The sequence below is a fragment of the Enterobacter cloacae complex sp. HYC003_NIDB genome (genome assembly GCF_056673375.1).
In genome coordinates this window covers 3,326,110-3,347,472 of sequence record NZ_CP114220.1, presented here as the reverse complement: position 1 = coordinate 3,347,472, position 21,363 = coordinate 3,326,110, and the positions used below count along the sequence as shown (strand labels likewise).

Genomic DNA, 21,363 nt, shown 5'->3' with positions numbered 1-21,363 from the left:
TGACTATCCCGATGAAAATAAAGTGTAGTAGGCGTCACAAAAAGATGCGGCGTTACGGAATTTTCCGTAAAGTGCGGTAGTCTGAATTAGCAGAGAAAAATCCTTCAGGAGAGAAGCCATGAAGTGGCAACAACGCGTTCGTGTCGCAACCGGTTTGAGTTGCTGGCAGATAATGTTGCATTTACTGGTCGTGGCCGTACTGGTGATGGGCTGGATGAGCGGCACGCTGGTGCGTGTCGGCTTAGGGTTATGCGTGGTTTACGGCGTGACCGTGCTGTCGATGCTGTTTTTACAGCGTCACCACGACGCGCGCTGGCGTGAAGTGGGTGATGTGCTCGAAGAGCTCACCACCACCTGGTATTTTGGTGCGGCAATGATCGTCCTGTGGCTGTTGTCACGCGTGCTGCAAAACAACCTGCTGCTGGCCCTGGCGGGTCTGGCTATCCTCGCAGGGCCTGCGGTGGTGTCGTTGCTCACCAAAGAGAAAAAGCTACGCGATGTTTCGTCTAAACATCGCATAGGCCACTGAGCCCGTTGTGGCCGCGATGACCAGTAGCGGCCACAAACTTCCCCACACAATATCCAGACTCGCATCCTTCAGATAGATTTGCTTGGTGATATCCGTGAAGTGACGAATTGGGTTTATCCACGTCAAATCCTGTAACCACACCGGCATGTTCTCCACTGGCGAAACGTACCCTGAAAGCAAGATCGCCGGCATCATAAAGACAAACACCCCGATAAACGCCTGCTGCTGCGTTGAGCAGAGCGCGGAAATCAGCAGCCCAAACCCCACCAGCGACAGGCCGTAAATCACCATCGTGAAGTAAAACAGCGCCAGCGATCCGGCAAACGGGATCTGGTACGCCCATATTCCCACCCCCAGCACGATGGTGGCCTGGAACGTCGCGACAATCAGTGCCGGCACCGCCTTGCCGACAAATATCTGCCAGGTGGCGAGCGGTGAGACCAGCAGCTGATCCAGCGTACCTTGCTCACGTTCGCGCGCCACGGACAGCGAGGTGACAATCATCACGCCAATGGTGGTGATCATGGCGATTAATGACGGCACCACAAACCATTTATAGTCCAGGTTCGGGTTGTACCAGTTGCGCACCACCAGCTCGCTGTTGTTGGGTTTGGGTTTGCCTGCCATCAGCTCCTGCTGGTAATCCTTCACCACCTGTTGCAAATAGTTCGCCGCAATCTGGGCGCTGTTGGAGTTACGTCCGTCGAGGATCAGCTGCATCGGCGCGGTCTGGAATGTGTCCAGGTTGCGGGAGAAGTCCGCCGGGAAGCGTACCAGCAATAATGCTTTTTGCGTGTCGATGGTGGGCTGGATCGCCTGCGGGCTTTCCAGAAGCAGGACATGGGTAAAGGCTTTGGCGCGGGCGAAACGCTGCGTCAACTCGACGGAATGCTTGCCGTTGTCTTCGTTGTAAATGGCGATGGTGGCGTTGGTGACCTCGAGTGTGGCGGCAAACGGAAACAGTACAACCTGAAGCAGCACCGGCAGCACCAGAATGGCGCGGGTCTGCGGCTCGCGCAGCAAGGATTGCAGCTCTTTGCGGATCAATGTCCATAAACGGTGAAACATCGCGTCGTCCTCCTGTCGGGTGGCGCTTGCGCTTACCCGACCTACAAAATCCGATGGCTAATCTAATCTTCTTTTCGTTTTCATCCACGTCAGCCCGATAAACATCACCGCCGACGCCAGCAAAAACAGGGTGTTGATAATCAGCACCACCGGAATATTTCCCGCCAGGAACAGGCTTTGCAGGGTGCTCACAAAGTAGCGCGCCGGAATGATGTACGTCACGGCGCGGATCACCGCCGGCATACTGTCTATCTGGAAGATAAAGCCGGAGAGCATAATCGACGGCAGGAAGGCGGCATTAAGCGCCACCTGCGCGGCGTTAAACTGGTTGCGGGTGATGGTAGAAATTAACAGTCCCATCCCCAGCGTGCTGAGCAAAAACAGGCTGGTAATAAAGAACAGCAGCACCAGCGAGCCGCGGTACGGCACGCTAAGAATAAATACCGAGACCAGCATACACAGCAGCATCGCCAGCATGCCGAGGAAGTAGTAGGGGATCAGCTTGCAGAGCAGCAGCTCGACGCGCGTCACTTCGGTCGAGAGCAGCGCCTCCATGGTGCCGCGCTCCCATTCGCGGGCGATCACCAGCGAGGTGAGGATCGCGCCAATCACCGTCATGATAATCGTCACCGCGCCCGGAATAATAAAATGCTGGCTGATGGCGGCGGGGTTAAACCAGTAGCGCGTCTGCACATCAATCAGCGGTTCAAACTTCTCCCCCCGGTCTTCGGCGCGCTGCATCTGCCAGAGCTGCCAGATCCCCTCCGCATAGCCCTGCACGAAGTTCGCGGTGTTCGGCTCGCTGCCGTCGGTGATCACCTGAATTGGCGCATCGGCGCCCGGGCGTGCCATATTGGCGGCAAAATCGACCGGAATGACGATCAGACCGCGAATTTTTCCGGCCTGCATTTTCTGGATCAGTTCCTGCCGGTTGTCGCTGATGGTGGCATCGATGTAGGGCGAGCCGGTCATGGCGTGGGTGAAGTCCAGCGCCTCTTCGCTCTGCTGCTCCAGCAAAATCCCGACCCGCAGCTTGCTGGAGTCGAGGTTAATCCCGTAGCCGAAAATAAACAGCAGCAGCAGGGGGATCACCACCGCAATCAGCCAGCTGCTGGGGTCACGCACAATCTGCCGCGTCTCTTTGACGCACAGGGCGCGCACCCGGCGCCAGGAAAGGGCGTTACTGCGCATGAGTATTCTCCTTATCCCAGTCGTGGATGAGGGTGATAAACGCCTGCTCCATGGTCGGGTCTGGCTGCGCGTCGTCGGCGGCCTGCGCTTTCAGGTCATCCGGGGTGCCGTGGGCAATCAGCTTGCCGCGATAGACCAGCCCGATGCGGTCGCAATACTCTGCCTCGTCCATAAAGTGGGTGGTGACCATCACGGTCACGCCTTTTTCCACCATGCTATTGATATGCAGCCAGAATTCGCGGCGGGTGAGGGGGTCCACGCCTGAAGTCGGTTCATCAAGAAACAGGATATCCGGCTCGTGCATCAGTGAGCAGGCCAGCGCCAGCCGCTGTTTGAAGCCAAGCGGCAGAGCGTCGGTAGCGTGTGAGGCGATATCGGTCAGGCCGAAGGCGTCGCACATGCGGCCGATCTTCTCATTCTGTGCCCGTCCCCGCAGGCCATAGACGCCGGAGAAAAATCGCAGATTTTGCTCCACCGTCAGGTTGCCGTAGAGCGAAAACTTCTGCGCCATATAGCCCAGGTGCTGGCGCGCCTTGCCGGAGCTGACTTTGAGATCCATGTTCAGCACCAGCGCTTTGCCGGAGGTTGGTACCAGCAGGCCGCACATCATTTTAAAGGTGGTGGATTTCCCCGCGCCGTTCGGCCCGAGCAGGCCAAATATCTCGCCGCGCTTCACGGCAAAATTGACGTTATCGGTGGCGGCGAAATCGCCGAATTTTTTGGTGAGCGATTTCGCTTCAATGACCGTTTCGCCCGGCGTGCCTTCCACCGTGTGCAGGATGGCGCCAAGCGGTGATTCTGAGGTTCCCGCCCCGCCCAGCAGATCGATAAACGCATCTTCAAAGCGCGGCGCGGTCTCTGTCATGTCGATCTCAGGCATACCCTGCGCACGGCGGATATCGTCGGCGGTAGTCTCTTTTTTGAGGATCACGCGCACCGAACGGCCCTGAATCATCCCGTCGCTCACCTGCGGCAGCTTCAGTACCCGTTGCAGCAGCTTGCGGTTGGACTCCTGCGCGCTGTGCAGCAGAAAACTGCGCCCGGCCATGGTTTGCGTCAGCTCGGTGGGTTCGCCCTGATAGAGCAGTTCGCCTTCATTCATCAGCAGCACGTCGCGGCACTGCTCTGCTTCATCAAGGTAAGAGGTACTCCAGAGGATCAGCATGCCGTCACCCGCCAGCTCGTGCACCATCTGCCACAGCTCGCGGCGGGAAATCGGGTCCACGCCCACGCCGGGTTCATCCAGCAAGAGCACCTTCGGTTCGCCCACCAGCGTGCAGGCCAGCCCCAGCTTCTGCTTCATCCCGCCGGAAAGTTTGCCCGCCAGCCGGTCGGTGAACGGGCCGAGGGAGGTAAACGCCAGCAGACGCTGGAAGGTTTTCTGCCGGGTTTCGCCGGTAACGCTGCGCAGATCGGCATACAGGTTGAGGTTTTCCATTACCGTCAGATCTTCGTACAGACCAAACTTCTGCGGCATATAGCCGAGCATGCCGTGGAGCGCCGCGTCGTCTTTGATCGGATCGAGGCCAAGCACGCTGGCACTGCCTTCATCCGGCTTCAGCAATCCCGCCAGCATCCGCATCAGCGTGGTTTTACCCGCGCCGTCCGGCCCCACCAGCCCGGTCACATAGCCTTTCTGAATCGTACAATTCAGCGGCGCGACCGCCGGTTTGGCCATTCCCGGGAAGCGTTTGACCAGATTGTTGAGCTGGATAACCGCATCATTCATGTCGTTCCCCGTCGTTTAAGGTCACGGTAACAGGCATGCCCTGACGCAGCGCGTCGTCCGCATCGGTGACGATGATGCGCAGGCGGTACACCAGGTCGGTACGCAGGTCCGGGGTTTCAACGGTTTTTGGTGTGAACTCGGCGGTAGGGGAGACGAAGCCCACTTTGCCGTGATACGGCTTGTCCGGGCGACCGTCGGTATAGAGCAGTAGTTCGCGGCCCGGCTGCATCTGACCAAGATTTGGCTCATCAATGTAAGCGCGCACCCACACCGGACGGGTTAAGGAGAGCGTTAACACGGTGCTGCCCGCGCTGAGCATGCTGCCCGGCTCCACGGCGCGGGTCATCAGCGTGCCGTCAGACGGGGCGACTAACGTGGTGTCGTGCAGATCCAGCTCCGCCTGGGCTAACTGCGCCTGCGCCTGCTCAAGGCTGGCCTTCGCCTGGGCAATGTCCTGCGCACGGTTACCGGTGCGGTACTGGCTTAACTTATCCTGGGCAGATTTCAGCGTCGCCTGTGCCTGGTCGCGGGATGAGCGCGCGTTTTCCAGGTCGTTGGCGGAAATAGTACGGCTTTTCCATAAGCCTTGCTGACGGTTATAGAAATTCTGCGCATAGTCATAGGCGGCTTTTGCCTGCTTAACGGCAGCGGCCGCCTGGGAGATCTCTTCGTCACGGTAGCCCGCCAGCATCAGGTCGTATTGCGCCTGTGCGACGGAGACGCCTGCTTTTGCCTGCATCAGCGCGTTCTCAAACGGGGCTTTGTCCAGCATTCCCAGCGTCTGCCCGGCTTTGATGGCATCGCCTTCGTCAACGTTCAGCGAGGCCAGCCGTCCGCCGACGCGGAAGCTCATGTTCACGGTGCGGATATCCACGTTGCCGTACAGCGTCAGGCCACGATCCTGCTGGCTCTGATACCACAGCCAGCCACCGATTCCCGCAGCAAGTAACACAACAACCACCAGAATGATGGCGACAGGTTTTTTCATGACTTCTGGCTCCTTTGCGTTAAGCCTTGCAGGATCAGATCAACGTGACGGGTAATGACCTGGCTAATTTGCGCGGCTTTATCCTCATCGAATTGTGTCCAGCCCGTACGTAACAGGATGGTCTCACGCCCCAGACGGAAGGCGAGCACTTCGCCCAGCAGGGCGTGGGTATGCAAAATGGTGTCGGTATCGCTGGCGTCCCGTCCGGTATAGGCGGCGATCAGTCGGGTCAGATGGCTGTGCATCGGGGCGATCACCTGATCGTGCACCAGCTGGTACGCGGCAGTGGGGGAGAGCTGCTCGCGGGAGATAAATTTGCTCAGGTTCAGCGTATCGTCGTGCGTCAGCAAGCGGATCATGTTGTGACAGGCGTTAAGGATCAGCTGGCGGATGGCAGCCCGGTCAGGCTCTGGCTGGCTGAACAGCGCGGTGGCTTCTTCCACGTGCGGGCGAAAGCTGGTGCCGATAAAATCCGCGATCCACTGGGCGCAGGCGAGGTATAAATCCTCTTTTGAGCCAAAATAGTAGGTGATGGCCGCAATATTCTGCCCGGCCTGAGCGGCGATATCCCGCGTGGTGGCATGCAGACCATACTCGCCAAACTGCGCCAGCGCGGCGGCGATAAGCTGACTTTTCGCCTGTTCGCCTTTGGTTGTCGTTGGGGTTGTATTCATAGCAGCATTAAAAATTAATCAATCGATTGATTAAGATTATGCCTGATTTGCGCAAACGTCGAGTCATGGCCGGGGATATTTTATGCGCCACGTCACAAAAGCTGCTACACTCCGCTCCTTCGCGACATTGTGGTTTTTGTCCTTCTATTCGTTATATCTCCCTGAAAACTACACCTGTGATGGTCGGGGCGGTTCGGAGTTTTTATGTCTTTTGATTCCCTTGGTCTGAACCCGGAAATTCTGCGCGCCATCGCAGAGCAGGGCTACGTTGAGCCAACCCCTATCCAGCAGCAGGCCATTCCGGCCGTTTTGCAGGGCCGTGACCTGATGGCAAGCGCGCAGACCGGTACCGGTAAGACCGCGGGCTTTACCCTGCCGCTGCTGGAGCTGTTGGTAAAAAACCAGCCGCACGCCAAAGGCCGTCGTCCGGTGCGTGCGCTGATCCTCACCCCAACCCGCGAACTGGCGGCCCAGATTGGCGAGAACGTGCGTGAATACAGCCGCTACCTCAACATTCGTTCGCTGGTGGTTTTCGGCGGGGTAAGCATTAACCCGCAGATGATGAAGCTGCGCGGCGGCGTGGACGTGCTGGTGGCAACGCCGGGGCGTCTGCTGGATCTGGAACACCAGAACGCGGTGAAGCTCGATAACATCGAAATTCTGGTGCTGGACGAAGCCGACCGTATGCTGGATATGGGCTTCATCCACGATATTCGCCGCGTGCTGGCGAAGCTGCCGACGCGTCGTCAGAACCTGCTCTTCTCGGCAACCTTCTCCGACGAGATCAAGGCACTGGCGGAAAAGCTGCTGCATAACCCGCTGGAAGTGGAAGTCGCGCGCCGCAATACCGCCTCCGAGCAGGTGACGCAGCACGTGCACTTTGTGGATAAGAAGCGCAAGCGGGAACTGCTCTCCCAGATGATCGGCCAGGGCAACTGGCAGCAGGTACTGGTCTTTACCCGCACCAAGCACGGCGCTAACCACCTGGCGGAACAGCTCAATAAAGACGGTATTCGCAGCGCGGCGATCCACGGCAACAAGAGTCAAGGTGCGCGTACCCGCGCGCTGGCTGATTTTAAATCCGGCGACATACGTGTGCTGGTGGCAACCGACATCGCCGCCCGTGGCCTGGACATTGAAGAGCTGCCGCACGTGGTGAACTACGAGCTGCCAAACGTGCCGGAAGACTACGTGCACCGTATCGGCCGTACCGGCCGTGCGGCGGCAACCGGGGAAGCGCTCTCTCTGGTCTGCGTGGATGAACACAAGCTGCTGCGCGACATCGAACGCCTGCTGAAGAAAGAGATCCCGCGCATTGAGACCCCGGGTTATGAAGTGGACCCGTCGATCAAAGCTGAGCCAATTCAGAACGGTCGTCAGGGCGGCGGTCGCGGTCAGCAGCCGCGTCGTGCCGAAGGTGGCGCGCCGAAATCTTCGGGCAAACCGCCGCGTAGTAATAACGACAGCAAACCAGCCGGTGAAAACCCGTGGCGTAGCGGCGAAGGGAAACCGGCAGGCGAGGGGCAGCGCCGACGCCGCCCGCGTAAACCTGCTAACCCGCAGTAATCTGGAAGCCCGGTCGTAAAGCCGGGCTTTTCTTTTTGCGGCAGCGGAGAGAAAGTGCCACAATAGTGGCTGTTTATACAGTATTTCAGGTTTTCCGATGGCTTTAACCGCTGCGCTCAAGGCGCAAATTGGCGCATGGTATAAGGCGCTACAACAGCAGATCCCCGACTTTATCCCCCGAGCCCCGCAGCGGCAGATGATTGCCGACGTGGCAAAAACGCTCGCCGGGGACGACGGACGACATCTGGCGATTGAAGCCCCGACCGGCGTCGGGAAAACCCTGTCGTATCTCATTCCCGGCATTGCCATCGCGCGGGAAGAAGACAAAACGCTGGTGGTCAGTACCGCTAACGTGGCCTTGCAGGATCAGATCTTCAGCAAAGATTTGCCGCTGCTGCGCAAAATTATCCCCGATTTACGGTTCACCGCCGCCTTTGGTCGCGGGCGCTACGTCTGCCCGCGCAATCTGGCGGCGCTGGCCAGCAGTGAACCCTCCCAGCAGGATCTGCTCGCGTTTCTTGATGACGAGCTGACGCCAAACAACAAGGCGGAGCAGGAGCAGTGTGCAAAGCTAAAGGCCGATCTCGACGGCTACAGGTGGGACGGCCTGCGGGATCACACCAGCCAGGCGATCGGCGACGACCTGTGGCGCAGGCTCAGCACCGATAAAGCGAGCTGCCTGAACCGCAACTGTCACTACTATCGCGAGTGCCCGTTCTTTGTCGCCCGGCGTGAGATTCAGGAAGCGGAGGTGGTTGTCGCCAACCATGCGCTGGTGATGGCTGCCCTGGAGAGTGAAGCGGTCCTGCCGGAGCCCAAAAACCTGCTGCTGGTGCTGGATGAAGGTCATCATCTGCCCGACGTGGCGCGGGATGCGCTGGAGATGAGTGCAGAAATTACCGCCCCGTGGTTTCGCCTGCAACTGGATCTGTTCTGCAAGCTGGTGGCAACCTGCATGGAGCAGTTCCGCCCGAAAACCACGCCGCCGCTGGCGGTCCCGGAGCGGTTGAGCGAGCACTGTGAAGAGGTGTACGGCCTCATCGCCTCGCTGAATAACATTCTCAACCTGTATCTCCCCGCCACCCAGGAAGCGGAACACCGCTTTGCGATGGGTGAGTTGCCACAGGAAGTGATGGAGATTTGCCAGCAGCTGGCGAAGCACCTTGAAAAGCTGCGCGGGCTGGCGGAGATGTTCTTAAACGATCTCAGCGAGAAAACCGGTACCCATGACGTGGTGCGCTTGCACCGCATTCTGCTGCAAATGAACCGCGCGCTGGGCATGTTTGAGGCGCAGAGCAAACTCTGGCGGCTGGCCTCGATGGCGCAGGCGTCCGGGGCGCCAGTGACAAAGTGGGCCACCCGCGAAGTGCGAGACGGGCAGGTACATCTGTTCTTCCACTGCGTGGGCATCCGCGTGGCCGATCAGCTGGAAAAGCTGATCTGGCGCAGCGTGCCGCACGTGGTAGTGACGTCGGCGACCCTGCGTTCACTGAACAGCTTCTCAAGGTTGCAGGAAATGAGCGGCCTGAAAGAGAAAGCGGGGGACCGTTTTGTGGCCCTGGACTCGCCGTTCAACCACTGTGAGCAGGGCAAGCTGGTGATCCCGCGCATGAACTATGAGCCGCTTATCGATAACGAAGAGCAGCATATTGCGGAAATGGCGGCCTACTTCCGCGAGCAGGTTGAGAGTAAAAAATACCCCGGTATGCTGGTGCTGTTTGCCAGCGGCCGCGCGATGCAACGCTTTCTGGAGCACGTCACCGATCTGCGCTTACTCCTGCTGGTGCAGGGCGATCAGCCGCGCTATCGGCTGGTGGAAACCCACCGTAAACGCATTGATAACGGCGAGCGTAGCGTGCTGGTGGGGCTACAGTCCTTTGCGGAAGGGCTGGATTTAAAAGGCGACTACCTGACGCAGGTGCATATCCATAAAATTGCCTTCCCGCCCATCGACAGCCCGGTGGTGATCACCGAAGGCGAATGGCTGAAAAGCCTTAACCGTTATCCGTTTGAAGTGCAAAGCCTGCCTGCGGCGTCGTTTAACCTGATCCAGCAGGTCGGGCGCTTGATCCGTAGCCACGGCTGCTGGGGCGAGGTGGTGATTTATGACAAACGTCTGCTCACCAAAAACTATGGCCAGCGGCTGCTGAATGCGCTGCCGATCTTCCCGATTGAGCAGCCAGAGGTGCCGGAGGTAAAAAAACGCCCGGCGAAACCCTCTGCCGGGCGTACAAAAAGCATCCGTGCAAAGAGGCGCGGTCCTACTGGTAAATAAACGTGACCTGAACAACGCTGCTGAACGTGCCGGCGGTAACGGGCAGGGCGGTGGCGTAATAGCGGGCAGAAAGCGGGAAATCGGCGGTATGATCGTCCTGATTCACCAGAACGCTGAAGCTTGCCTGCGGGGCGATGAGCATCTTATCCGGACGATCGGCCAGCTCCAGCGCCAGCCCACCGGCCGTACCGATATTAGCGAATTTGCTCGGGTGCGCGCCGTCGGCCTGGCCGAGAAATGTCGCCGTCGCCAGGGTCGTCGTTGAGGGACATTTTGAGAGCGTTAAATCAAACGCTATCCACTTGCCGGTATCCCCTACATCCTTAAAATTACCCGCGACGGCCTGACCCAGATTAACCGTCAGGTTCTGGCTGGCGCTATCCACCGTGCAGGTATTGGCGTAAATGTTGCCGGTCATTTCTATCTGAATATCCTCCGCATAAGCGTTAGCCAACAGGCCGAGGGTCAGGAAAATCAAATAACTTTTCATTGTGAACCTACTTATACGCAACGGTAATGGTCGCGACGGTGTTGGCCGGCCCGGGCGTGACGATGTCGTTTATCTGCTCGTAGCGTACCTTGAAGGGGATGTTTAAGGTTTCATTTGCGTTCGCGGGGCTTGAGGTGGTGAAGTACTCATCGAAGGCGGGAACCTTGCCATCGGTGACCATAAATACACCTACCCCTGTTGCCACACCGCTCTCGGGTGTGAGCTTAATAACCCCGCCGAAGCCCGGTACGTAGCCGTTCGTACTGCTGATCTTCAGTTCCGGCTGAACGGTTGTATTGCAGGTGATGCTGACGTTGAAGTCTTTTTCATCGGTAAGCAGGCCGGTTGTGAAAAACTGGCTCACGGGAAAATCGCCCAACACAACGGTCAGACTTTTTGGCGAGACGGAACAGGTTACTTCCTGGAGAATGATATTCCCTGCATAGGAGATTAAGTTGGGATCACCGATGCCCTCGTGGTGATAAAGACCAATACCAAAACGGGTCTGATTTTGATCCAGTGTGCCCGATGCCACCGCAGTGCTGGTTTTGACCAGCTCCAGCGTAACGTCGAAATCAAAAGTGCGTTTACCGTCACTGGAGACGTAACCGACCGGCGTTCCCGTAGAGATACAGTTAACCCCTCCGCCTCCGCTGATGCGTTGGCCCCGATCGTTCATCAATGCCACACCAATACCGGGTACGCCAGAAGCGTAGACGCCTTTCAGGCCTGAAATTTCCGCGCCCGTGCCGTAATAGCAAGAGACAATTTCCAGCCCGCTGTCTATCGACTGGTCGCAACTCCCGGCGACATGGGTGACTTGTTCAGTACCCGGGATGGTCTCGCCAACGGTCAGCGTCGTGGGGACTGAGATGGAGGCCACGTTAATCATTTTGGGCAGATCCGGCGTGGTGCAGGTCGCCTTCGCATGCGGCATAAATAACGCGGTGGTTCCCAGAACCAGTAATAAAAAGCACTGTTTAATCATTTGCATAATCGTTAGCCTGAATGGTAATCAATGGCACTGCGCGGCAGCGTTTATGATGCTTGTTTTTTCTTTCTCATCCGTTAGCGCATAGTCAGCAACGCAGTGCTCGCTCGCCTCCTGTCCCCAGGAAACGTTGAGATGCCCTTGCTGCGGCAGACCCGAGAGGTAAGTCTGGCCGTCATTTCCGACAATAAATTCGCTGTCCTTATCCCCGGTGGTCACCGTTGCGCCGAAGGGCAGCGGTTTACCATTTTGTGTAAGCGTTATCAGGACGCGGTTACCCACGCGGGTAGTAAAGCTGGCGCGCACCACGGCCCCGCGGGTTGGCGTCACAATTTGCGCCGCGTGGGTGACGTCGGCATCCTCCGGCAGCGTTTCGGTATCCAGCGCGATGGTATTGTGACGATAAGCGGTCACGAACGGCACGACGGTATAGCCGCGGAAGTCAGTCTCCACGCCTGTCTGGTTGGTGATATGGGTGCCGTGCGTACCTGGCGCTTTCACCAGCGCGATGGTTTCACCGAGCGGCTGGCTCAGGGTTATCCCGTTAGAGTGGGCCACCACGCCGCCCTGCAAACCGACGTTCAGGGTCTGCTGATACTTATCCTGACTGACGCCTGCGCTCACTTCGCCGTAGGTCGCTTTGTAATCGGCGTTGATGCTGGTGGAGTTACCGCTGCCGGTGCTGCTCAGCCCTTCCTGGATATTCCAGTTCAGGTTGTCTTCTTTCAGCGCCGTACCGTTAAGACCGATGTTCTGCGTGGTGCCGTCTTTGGTGTTGTTCAGGTTGTACGTAGCCCAGGTATTATGCATCCAGCGATCCAGCGGAACCGAAACGCTCAGCGAGAATTGGTTGTCGTTTGTTACCTCATTACCGTCTTCATCGCTGTCGTGAGTGTTTTTGTTCATGCTGTAGCTGAGGCTGTAGCTCACGCCGTGCCAGCTGTTGTTGTAGCTGACGCTCAGGGAGGTCATGTTCTGGCTCTGGCTCCAGTAAGTTTCCTTCACCATGCTCAGCGTCACCGACCCCCAACCTTCTGGCAGCGTCTGGTCAATGGTGGCTTCTGTACGGGCGCGGCGCTGCTGGGGAGCAGACCAGTCGTCGGCGCGGGTATACGACTCCATGGTGTCGTCCAGGGTGTAAAACCCCTTGCTGTTATAGCGATAGCCCGCAAGCGAAAAGTTGGTGCCTGAACCGGCGAAATCTTTGCTGTAGCGTACGCGCCACGACTGGCCCTTGCTGGACTGCTGTTTTTTCAGCAGGGCTCTGGCGCGGGTCACGTCAATGGAGAACGCCCCGAGATCGCCCATGTTTTTCCCGGCGCCGAGCGCCTGGGACTGATAATGGCTGCTCTGCTGCACGCCGCCGTAGGCCGTGAAGCCGTGAGGTAAACCGTAGATGGCGCTTCCCTGGGCAAACGGGGTCTTTTCAACGTCTTTGTCATAAGAGCGATAACGCCCGGCGGTTACGCTGTAGCGCAGGTTTTTTTCACGCTGCAATACCGGCACGGAGGCAAACGGCACCACGAAATGGCTCTCGCTGCCGTCTGTTTCTTTCACCGTAACCTGGAGGTCACCGCTGCTGCCGGTGGGGTAGAGGTCGTTAATTTCGAATGCGCCCGGCGCGACCGTGTTCTGATAAATCACGTACCCGTTCTGGCGGACCATCACCAGCGCGTTGCTGTGGGCGGTGCCGCGAATAATAGGGGCATAGCCTTTTTCACTGTCCGGCAGCATGTCGCTGTCGGATTTCAGCTCCACGCCGGTGTAGGGGACGCTGTCAAAAACGTCGGAAGGTGAGGTGCTTTGCCCCACCGTCACGTCACTTTTCATCGCCACAATATCGCGTTGCGCATAGGTATAAACGGAGGTGAATTTCTGTTCCTCCTCGTGGCCCGTGGTGCTGCGATTCCAGGTGGAGTAGTTACGAACGCGCCATGCCCCGAGGTTGAAGCCGGGACGCAGGTTAACGTACTGGCTGCTGCTATCCTCCTCACCCTGCTGGCGCGCATGGCTCTGGCTGGCGTTGACGCTGTAATTAAGCAGGCCCGCGTTGATCCCTTCGTCAAACTCTTTCGGGTCGATGTAACCGCGTGGCACCTGTCCGAGCGCCTTTTGCGGAATGCTCAGCAGCAGCTGCTGATTGCGCACGCGAAAGGTCGCGGATGCCGAAGGGATGGCGTGTAGATCGGCGCACTGACCTTCAGCCCTCAGCTGCGGATATTTTTGCGTTTTGATCCCGAGGCTCTTTAATTCGTCCAGTGTAAAACAGGGCTGAAGCGTGCTGGTGCCCTGCGGATTTTTAACTATGTTAAAGGTCACGTCACGGGTATCAATTTTATTGTTATTGATAAATACCGCGACCTGATATTTACCTGGCGCCTGACCGGGACCTTTTTCATAGACAGACAGATCGGTCTTTTCCTGCTGTGGGTTATCAATGTCCAACAGGGCAGGGTTAAAATAATCATCAGCCAAAACCTGCTGCGCAAAGATCGCCATTGCCAGGCAACAAAAAGTCATCAGCAATGACGAAAATCGGCAGGTGAACGGCTTTTTATGGCTGTACATGATGATTTTATTACCGGGCAATATTACTAATGAACGGGTTTAGACCATGTCTGGCTGATGCTGCCGTAATCCGTAATAATGGAATACACGACGGTCGAGCCTCCGACATTGCCAGGTAAAGCAAAATGCGTTTCAGTTTTCGGCAAAGCCCAGGTGGCTTTCGTGATTTTCTGACCATTCAGGGTGACGGCCTGAAAATTCATATAGAAAGGCGTGGGATTATTCACCACTAAATCATTCCCTTCGCGATGCCATTCAAGTTTATCGGCCATATCTTCTGGTTTGCCTTTTACCGCTGACGGGCGATAGAGCAATTTAATTCGGGTGTTAATGGCAATTTGCAGCGTATTTACACCCTCAACATGCTTTGAGGAAGGGATCGCTTTAATATTCAGCCAGTACAGAGATTCCCTGTCTTGCGGTAAATTTCCTCCCGTACGCACCACGCGTAGTACGTTATCCTCTTTCGCATCCAGTCGGAAAAGCGGCGGGGTGATCAGGAACGGTGCTTTGGCCGGGTTTTTACCGCCGGAATCGACCCAGGACTGCACCAGATAATCCGTGGTATCTGGGTTTGAAAGACCAAGAGATGATTCCTTTTTATCTCCCTGATAGACCAGACGGGTGCCATTGATCACGACACCCGCCTGTGCCGAGGCTGCTACCAGTAAAAGAGTGCTCAGTAAATAACCATGGCGCATAAAGATTTCTCATTAAAAAGATGAGATATTAATGCCCGCAAGAGCATTAATATCTCAGGATTGATAAGATCAGTTATAAATAACGGTGAAGGTCGATACAGAGTTAGCAGGGCCCGCAGTGACTGCCGTCTGAGTTTGAATATAACGCGCACCAAACTCCAGGTCGTTAACCTCCGTACCGGAGACTAAAGGATATTGCATCGAAGGGGTATACAGGGTGACAGGCTGCCCGGAAGCATCCATTAGCTGAATCGCCACACCAGTAGCTGCACCGGTATCGGGCGTTAATGCCAGCGTGGCATTATTATTCGCATCCGGGGTACCACCGAAGTTAATCGCAGCCGAGGTTACGGTTTCCGGACAATTGGTTAACTTAATATCAAACTTCGTGAGTGTGCTGGTAGAGCCTGCGCCGGTAAATACCGTTTTAGATACTTTTCCTAACTGAACATCTAATGGATTACTTAATCCATTCACGACCTGGCAAGCAGAATCGATAATTTCTCCGGTGAAATTAATCTGCCCTTCACCGTTGATTGCCGCAAATGCGGATGCAGAACATCCCACCGCTGCGGCGATAAACAACCCTAATGCAACCTTGTTCATAGTAAATCCCGATGTGTTTCTGGCAAAAACGTTGCCTGGACGTTTTTACCGTTGACCCTTAATAACTTTCAGATGTTTATTTAATCAAAAAAAGGGCAGGTACGAATCTTTAGTTCCAATCACAAATAATGCAAATAGTGCTTGAGTTTATTTTTTCACCTGAAAACAGCAGGTTGATAATGATCACAAAACACTATCGGGTGCGTGTTCATCGGGCTATATTGTTAACAAGATGATGCTGTCAGGAGAAATGTCTTGGATTACCGCAAAATTATCAAAGAGGTAGGGCGTGGGAAAAACCATGCTCGCGATCTGGATCAGGAAACGGCCCGTGCGTTGTACACGCATATGCTCAATGGCGACGTGCCGGATCTGGAAATGGGCGGCATTCTGATTGCGCTGCGCATCAAAGGGGAAGGTGAGGCGGAGATGCGCGGTTTTTATGAGGCCATGCAGTCGCAGACGATGCGTTTAACCCCGCCCGTCACGAAGCCGATGCCCATTGTGATCCCGACCTACAATGGCGCGCGTAAGCAGGCAAACCTCACGCCGCTGCTGGCTATTCTGTTGCAGAAACTCGGTTTCCCGGTGGTGGTGCATGGCGTGAGCGAAGATCCGACGCGCGTGCTGACAGAAACCATTCTGGAATTATTAGGCATCGAACCCACTCTCCATGCTGGCCAGGCGCAGGCAAAGCTGGAGGGGAACCAGCCGGTCTATATTCCCGTGCGCGCGCTCTGCCCGCCGCTGGAAAAGCAGCTGGACATGCGCTGGCGCATGGGGGTACGTAACAGCGCCCACACCCTGGCGAAGCTGGCGACGCCGTTTGCCGAAGACGCCGCGCTGCGTCTTTCCAGTGTCTCCCATCCGGAGTACGTGACGCGGGTCGGTCAATTCTTTGCCGAAATCGGCGGGCGAGCGCTGCTGATGCATGGAACTGAAGGGGAGGTTTACGCCAACCCGCAGCGTTGTCCACAGCTGATGCTGATTGAGCCTGCCGGGACGCGGGTCGTGCTGGAACGTGGGGAAGAGAACAGCGATGTGATCCTGCCTGAGTCGAAAGATCCGCAAGTCACCGCGCACTGGATCGTACAGTGTCTGGCCGGAAAGGTGCCGGTTCCGCAGTCTATCAAGCTGCAAATGGCCTGCTGTCTGCTGGCGGCAGGGGAAGTGGCGTCCGTGGACGCCGGGTTGCAGCGCGTGGCGCAGTCGTTTTAAGCAAAAAAAAAGCCCGTCCAGTGGCGGACGGGCAAACAAGGGTAACAACAACAGGGTCAATGAGGGTTGGAGCATCTCACCAGAGGGGAGGGTGAGGGTGGAGCATAATTTGTTCGATTACTTGTAGATAACCGCGGTACCGCTCAGTTTGTTATTACCGTTAGTGGAGGTGATGGTGTATCCACTTGCGCCGGCAGCGGCAGCTTTTTCCGCCAGTTTGGCTTCCAGACCGTCCAGCGTGGTCGCGCCTTCAGCACTCACCACCCCGATTTTGTTCAGATCCTGTGACTGAGTAGAGGAGACTGGCTCTACGGCGAAAGCGCCGAAAGACAGAGCGGACAGGGCAACAGCGGCAACAGCATATTTGATGGTTTTCATAGGTCAATTCTCGCAGGCTATTCTGTTAAGGGGACGATGTTCCGTCGATGTGATAAGTATCACGGTTTTTAGTGGAAGATAAAATCGAAGAGAATTGACGTGGTTACTCAAAAAAATTGAATGACAAATAACTTATTGATTATTAATAAATTCAGAAGCGCAATTGACATTTCTTGGGGATGCGCTTTACAGAAGCCATCGGAAGGGCACGTTTTGCTACGCGTTTCGCTAAAAGTCGTGAGCGTAAAGTAAACGGCTGGCGCGGTTAACTTCGGTAAAGGAAAGTCAACGTAACTGGCTGTCTTTCGATCCTCTACGATTATATCCTGAATGTGCCGCATTTTTTGAATCTTTCTCCTGCTGACAGGCAATGCATAGCCGTACGCCAGGAATGGCTTTACGCCGTGCTTCAGGAATCGGATCCCCGCACTCTTCGCATTCCGTCAAACTTTCGCCGCGCGGAATTTCACCGCGAGCACGCGCGACCGCATCTTCAATGGTACTGTTGATCTGTTCGTTAACGGCGTCGTCATTCGCCCAGCCGGAAGCCATCATGTTCTCCTGATCTGTTTAAGCCATTCATCTTAATATGGGGTTAAAAAACGCACAGTCAAGGCGAAGGAAGGAAATGAGAACTGCATCTGCCTTGCAGATGCAGTGTGGGAAAAGAGGGCGTTATTTATAGATAGTCGCGGTGCCGTACATATGGTTATCACCACCGGCGGCGTTCACCACGAAGCCTTTAGCCCCTTCCTGACGCGCTTTTTCGGCCAGCTTGTCCTGAAGGTCATCAAGGTTGCTTGCCCGGCTGACAGAGACCGTCCCGGCCGCACGTAGCTGGCTGGTGTCGTTGCTGTCGGTCAGAGGTTGAACGGACCAGGCTGAGAACGATGCGCCTGCCAGCGCACCCGCAATAATAAAGGTCAGATACTTTTTCATAATCACATCCTCAGGGGAAACAACAGGTGATTCCTTTTAAGTTTAGAAGCCTGACGCGCGTGATTTAGCGCAAAAATTTGATGATGATCTGCTTATTTTTTGAACGATAAATTCTGACAATTTGCTGACAGATCATAGACATACAGGTTGCTGATTTTCGTCGGTTTTTTGTGCAGCGCAGACAGATATTTACCCCCGCGCCGTCACAGGGTATCTTACGCGGCTGTCTAAAGGAGAATGCCATGACTTCCCAAAAGCCGGGATTGCACCCGCGTAACCGCCACCGTAGCCGCTACGACATGAAAGCCCTGTGTCTGAGCTGCCCGGAATTGCAGGATTTTATTGTTCAGACACCAGCCGGTGAACCGTCGGTAAACTTTGCCGATCCGCTGGCGGTTAAGACGCTGAACAAAGCGCTGCTGGCCCATTTTTATGGCGTTACGCACTGGGACATCCCGGATGGCTTTCTCTGCCCACCGGTGCCAGGACGTGCGGATTATGTCCATCATCTTGCCGATCTGCTGGCAGATGATAATGGCGGCGTGGTGCCGAAACAGGCCACCGTGCTTGATATCGGTACGGGCGCGAACCTGATCTACCCCCTGATAGGCGCACATGAGTACCAGTGGCGGTTTACCGGCAGCGAGATCGGCGCCGAGGCCTTTGCCAGCGCACAGGCCATTATCAACGCTAACCCAGGGTTAAGCCGGGCCGTTCGTTTGCGTCGTCAAAAGGATCCCGCTGCTATTTTCAACGGCATTATTCACAAGAACGAACAATATGATGCCACCCTGTGCAACCCGCCCTTCCACGACTCCGCCGCCTCCGCACGTGCGGGAAGTGAACGCAAGCGGCGTAACCTGGGCCAGGCTGAAGACGGCGCGCTGAACTTTGGCGGCCAGCAGCAGGAGCTATGGTGCGAGGGCGGGGAAGTGGCATTTATTCTGCGCATGATTGCCGAGAGTAAGGGCTTCGGTCGTCAGGTGAAATGGTTTACCACGCTGGTCTCCCGCGGCGATAACCTGCCGCCGCTTTACCGCGCGCTGACTGACGTCGGCGCGTTGAAGGTAGTCAAAAAAGAGATGGCGCAGGGCCAGAAGCAGAGCCGCTTTATCGCCTGGACCTTTATGGACGATAACAAACGCCGCAAATAGCCCCCCATCGCAGGCCGGGTAAGGCGAAGCCGCCACCCGGCTCGGTTACAGCGTCGGCTCCTGCGGAGGCAGCGGCGAAGCGGGCGGCGACAATACCTGATACGTCTGCACCGGCGCTCTCACGTTCGCCAGATCGAAGTGTTTTTTCACCATGCTGTCGAGGGCGAAGCGCACCGTCCACTGCTTAAGGGGCTGGGTGGTGAACGACACGCGCAGGGTAAAGGCAGTGTTCGTCAGCCCGACGATGCCCGCGAACGACGGTTCACCAATCACCAGCCCGCGAATATCCTCCATCTCCATCAGTTCGGTCACCGCATCCCGCAGCGCCTGCTTCGCCTTATCTGCATCCTCATGACGATCGACATCATAATTCGCCACCACCGAACCAATGCCGCGCACAAAGTTGGCAAAGGTGGTGATCGATGACCACGGAATAATGTGGTACGCGCCGGTATCCTGACGTACGCCGACGGAGCGAATGGACATCCTCTCCACCGTGCCGGTGAGCGGTCCGATGGTCACCAGATCCCCGGTGTTCATCCCGTTCTCGAACTGGATAAAAACGCCGGTGATAATATCCTTCACCAGCGTCTGCGAACCAAAGGAGATCGCCAGCCCAAGCGCACCGGCACCCGCCAGCAGCGGGGCGATATTCACGCCGATTTCCGACAGCACAATCATGATGGTGATGGTGCTGATGATCACCGCCAGCGCGTTGCGGCACAGAGTCAGCAGCGTGCGGGCGCGGGCGCTCGGCAGCGGCCTGCCGTGGACATCCGACACCAGACGGTTTTCGATAAGGCTTGCCAGCAGCGTCCAGCCGACGGCGGAGAAGAACAGGATCAGCGCGATACGAATAAGAATATCAACGGTCTTTTCCCCCGCGCCGTTATGCAGCCAGTTCCAGAAATCAAACAGCCCCCACGCGTTCAGCAGCAGCATAATTGCCACGCAGACCGTCAGAATACGCGCCACCTTCAGGGATACCGTCATCCAGCCATTTACCCGCTTTTGCAGTTCCGGGTAGTTACGCTGAACCTGCGGCGACAGGGTGATCGTTTTCGACAGCCAGCGGGAGAGCAGGCCAGAGACAAAGGCCGCAATGCCGATAATCGCCAGGCTTTTGAACGTCGCCCCCATCATAAATTTCAGGCTATTGCCCGGATCGAACAGGGAGAAGAAACAGAGCACAATAAAATAGGCGCTGGCCAGCCAGTGCCACACCAGCGCAAAGGCGCGAATAAAGAGGCTGAAAAAGGAGAGGGAGCGATCGGCCAGGTGCAGCAGGCTGTCGGTGATCGCTTTTTTATTGTGGAAGATGAGGTACAGCGCCCAGACGGTAATGCACAGCATGATCAGCACGTTCGCCAGCGCCCCGAACTGCACGTTAACCTGGTTGGAAATAATCGGCACGGCAACCAGCAGGCCATAACCGATCAACCCGCTCAGCACGCTGAGCCGCACCGCCCAGTATTTGGCGCTCTGATCCGAAATGGCGAAGGGGCGAAGGTCCGGCACGCGCGGGCAGAAGATCAACCGCAGGAGGGCTTTAAAGAACTCAATCAGGGCAAAGGCATTGAGGAACAGTCCCTGCTGAAACGCGATGGTTTTGTTTCCGGTATTAAGTCGGTCGGCCAGCATCTGGCCGACAAACAGCGTCAGGGCCAGCAGCAGCAAATCGATGACAAACGCCCCGGTAATCATTGCCGGAAGATGCAGCCAGCTGCTTTTATGCTGATTCTTTTTGCGTCCCCACTGGCCCATTTTCCGGTAAAGCGGCCAGACAGACAGGCGCAACAGCCAGTAAAAAATGAAGACGGCGCCGGCCAGAATAGCAAACTGGGTGGCGGCTGCGGAAAAGGTGTGAGGATTAAAAGGCTTATGTGAGGTGCCAACCAGGTTGCGATAGAGCTGGGCAAAACGCGACGACAGGGCTTCCCCGTAGCGGCGACTGATGTCGGTGACGTTTTCCAGCACCGTTTTTTCTTCTTCGGCTTCCGGCGGCGCAATAGCAGGAACCGGATCCTGAGGCGGCGTGGCGGCCACTTTCCTCAGCTGATCGATCAACTCCTGTCGGGACGTGTCGTTCTCAAGCACGTCGGCCAGCGCGCCGTAGGCGGCTTTTTTCTTTTCAGCGTCTGGCTCTGGCGGCGCATTTTGCTGGGTGGCGGTGGCTCCGGTGGTAACGCCGGGAAGGGTTACAGCAAGTGATGGCGCGCTAAACAGGCTAAACAGTAGCAACAGGATCCACGGCACGGCGTCCTCCGACAAAAATATCGTGCAAAATGATAAGTATAG

The 21,363-nt window shown here is 56.5% G+C and carries 19 protein-coding genes; 5 read left to right on the top strand and 14 right to left on the bottom strand.

What is annotated here, in order from left to right:
* Nucleotides 1-118: 118 nt before the first annotated feature.
* Nucleotides 119-529 carry a YbhQ family protein gene (locus O1722_RS15935; RefSeq protein WP_003858499.1) on the top strand — a complete coding sequence of 137 codons (411 nt, stop codon included), beginning with the start codon at nucleotides 119-121 and terminating at the stop codon, nucleotides 527-529.
* Here the strand turns inward: O1722_RS15935 and O1722_RS15930 are convergent.
* From O1722_RS15930 to cecR, 5 genes are read right to left on the bottom strand one after another with little or no spacing between them, the layout of a single operon-like run.
* Nucleotides 491-1,597 carry an ABC transporter permease gene (locus tag O1722_RS15930; protein ID WP_017384932.1) on the bottom strand — a complete coding sequence of 369 codons (1,107 nt, stop codon included), beginning with the start codon at nucleotides 1,595-1,597 and terminating at the stop codon, nucleotides 491-493. The two genes, O1722_RS15935 and O1722_RS15930, sit on opposite strands and share 39 nt — an antisense overlap.
* 57 nt (nucleotides 1,598-1,654) lie before the next feature.
* Entirely contained in the window at nucleotides 1,655-2,788 is a 1,134-nt protein-coding gene (locus O1722_RS15925) for an ABC transporter permease (RefSeq protein WP_033486372.1), read from the bottom strand.
* On the bottom strand, nucleotides 2,778-4,517 hold the full coding sequence (locus O1722_RS15920) for an ATP-binding cassette domain-containing protein (RefSeq protein ID WP_032102648.1): 1,740 nt from the start codon (nucleotides 4,515-4,517) through the stop codon (nucleotides 2,778-2,780). Before O1722_RS15920 ends, O1722_RS15925 begins: the two co-directional genes overlap by 11 nt.
* Nucleotides 4,510-5,505, bottom strand: coding sequence for a secretion protein HlyD (gene hlyD / locus O1722_RS15915; protein ID WP_023296152.1), 996 nt, complete (start codon nucleotides 5,503-5,505; stop codon nucleotides 4,510-4,512). Before hlyD ends, O1722_RS15920 begins: the two co-directional genes overlap by 8 nt.
* Nucleotides 5,502-6,179 carry a transcriptional regulator CecR gene (gene cecR, locus O1722_RS15910; protein WP_033486371.1) on the bottom strand — a complete coding sequence of 226 codons (678 nt, stop codon included), beginning with the start codon at nucleotides 6,177-6,179 and terminating at the stop codon, nucleotides 5,502-5,504. The genes hlyD and cecR overlap by 4 nt, the downstream gene beginning before the upstream one ends.
* Nucleotides 6,180-6,383: 204 nt before the next feature.
* Between cecR and rhlE the strand changes: the two genes are divergently transcribed.
* Nucleotides 6,384-7,745 carry an ATP-dependent RNA helicase RhlE gene (gene rhlE, locus O1722_RS15905; protein ID WP_033486370.1) on the top strand — a complete coding sequence of 454 codons (1,362 nt, stop codon included), beginning with the start codon at nucleotides 6,384-6,386 and terminating at the stop codon, nucleotides 7,743-7,745.
* A 97-nt stretch (nucleotides 7,746-7,842) separates the two neighbouring features.
* Nucleotides 7,843-10,020, top strand: a complete 2,178-nt coding sequence (gene dinG / locus O1722_RS15900; protein ID WP_015571073.1) for an ATP-dependent DNA helicase DinG — start codon at nucleotides 7,843-7,845, stop codon at nucleotides 10,018-10,020.
* Here dinG and O1722_RS15895 read toward each other — a convergent pair.
* From O1722_RS15895 to O1722_RS15875, 5 genes are all read right to left on the bottom strand, one after another.
* A complete protein-coding gene (locus tag O1722_RS15895; RefSeq protein WP_033486369.1) occupies nucleotides 10,007-10,510 on the bottom strand; it encodes a fimbrial protein in 504 nt (167 codons plus the stop codon). The two genes, dinG and O1722_RS15895, sit on opposite strands and share 14 nt — an antisense overlap.
* Before the next feature lie 7 nt (nucleotides 10,511-10,517).
* The gene (locus tag O1722_RS15890; RefSeq protein WP_033486368.1) at nucleotides 10,518-11,504 is read right to left on the bottom strand and encodes a fimbrial protein; all 987 of its coding nucleotides are present in this window, start codon (nucleotides 11,502-11,504) and stop codon (nucleotides 10,518-10,520) included.
* Between the two features lie 21 nt (nucleotides 11,505-11,525).
* Nucleotides 11,526-14,069, bottom strand: coding sequence for a fimbria/pilus outer membrane usher protein (locus tag O1722_RS15885; RefSeq protein WP_137744942.1), 2,544 nt, complete (start codon nucleotides 14,067-14,069; stop codon nucleotides 11,526-11,528).
* Nucleotides 14,070-14,095: 26 nt separating this feature from the next.
* Nucleotides 14,096-14,770, bottom strand: a complete 675-nt coding sequence (locus tag O1722_RS15880) for a fimbrial biogenesis chaperone (protein ID WP_033486366.1) — start codon at nucleotides 14,768-14,770, stop codon at nucleotides 14,096-14,098.
* A gap of 69 nt (nucleotides 14,771-14,839) precedes the next feature.
* Nucleotides 14,840-15,376, bottom strand: a complete 537-nt coding sequence (locus O1722_RS15875; protein ID WP_033486364.1) for a fimbrial protein — start codon at nucleotides 15,374-15,376, stop codon at nucleotides 14,840-14,842.
* Between the two features lie 255 nt (nucleotides 15,377-15,631).
* Here O1722_RS15875 and ybiB point away from each other — a divergent pair, with 255 nt between their 5' ends.
* Nucleotides 15,632-16,594, top strand: coding sequence for a DNA-binding protein YbiB (ybiB, locus tag O1722_RS15870; protein WP_017384921.1), 963 nt, complete (start codon nucleotides 15,632-15,634; stop codon nucleotides 16,592-16,594).
* 117 nt (nucleotides 16,595-16,711) lie between these two features.
* Here ybiB and ybiJ read toward each other — a convergent pair whose 3' ends face one another.
* From ybiJ to mcbA, 3 genes are all read right to left on the bottom strand, one after another.
* Nucleotides 16,712-16,972: a DUF1471 family protein YbiJ gene (gene ybiJ, locus O1722_RS15865; RefSeq protein WP_032670284.1), complete on the bottom strand. Its 261-nt coding sequence runs from the start codon at nucleotides 16,970-16,972 to the stop codon at nucleotides 16,712-16,714.
* A gap of 285 nt (nucleotides 16,973-17,257) precedes the next feature.
* Nucleotides 17,258-17,524, bottom strand: coding sequence for a DksA/TraR family C4-type zinc finger protein (locus O1722_RS15860; protein WP_017693765.1), 267 nt, complete (start codon nucleotides 17,522-17,524; stop codon nucleotides 17,258-17,260).
* 123 nt (nucleotides 17,525-17,647) lie between these two features.
* Nucleotides 17,648-17,911 (bottom strand): DUF1471 family periplasmic protein McbA, encoded by a 264-nt coding sequence (mcbA, locus tag O1722_RS15855; RefSeq protein WP_003858470.1) that lies wholly within the window; start codon nucleotides 17,909-17,911, stop codon nucleotides 17,648-17,650.
* A 242-nt stretch (nucleotides 17,912-18,153) separates the two neighbouring features.
* Between mcbA and rlmF the strand changes: the two genes are divergently transcribed.
* Nucleotides 18,154-19,065 (top strand): 23S rRNA (adenine(1618)-N(6))-methyltransferase RlmF, encoded by a 912-nt coding sequence (gene rlmF / locus O1722_RS15850; protein ID WP_033486363.1) that lies wholly within the window; start codon nucleotides 18,154-18,156, stop codon nucleotides 19,063-19,065.
* A 45-nt stretch (nucleotides 19,066-19,110) separates the two neighbouring features.
* On the opposite strand, the gene ybiO is transcribed toward rlmF, so the two are convergent.
* The gene (gene ybiO / locus O1722_RS15845) at nucleotides 19,111-21,321 is read right to left on the bottom strand and encodes a mechanosensitive channel protein (RefSeq protein WP_033486361.1); all 2,211 of its coding nucleotides are present in this window, start codon (nucleotides 21,319-21,321) and stop codon (nucleotides 19,111-19,113) included.
* Nucleotides 21,322-21,363: the final 42 nt, after the last annotated feature.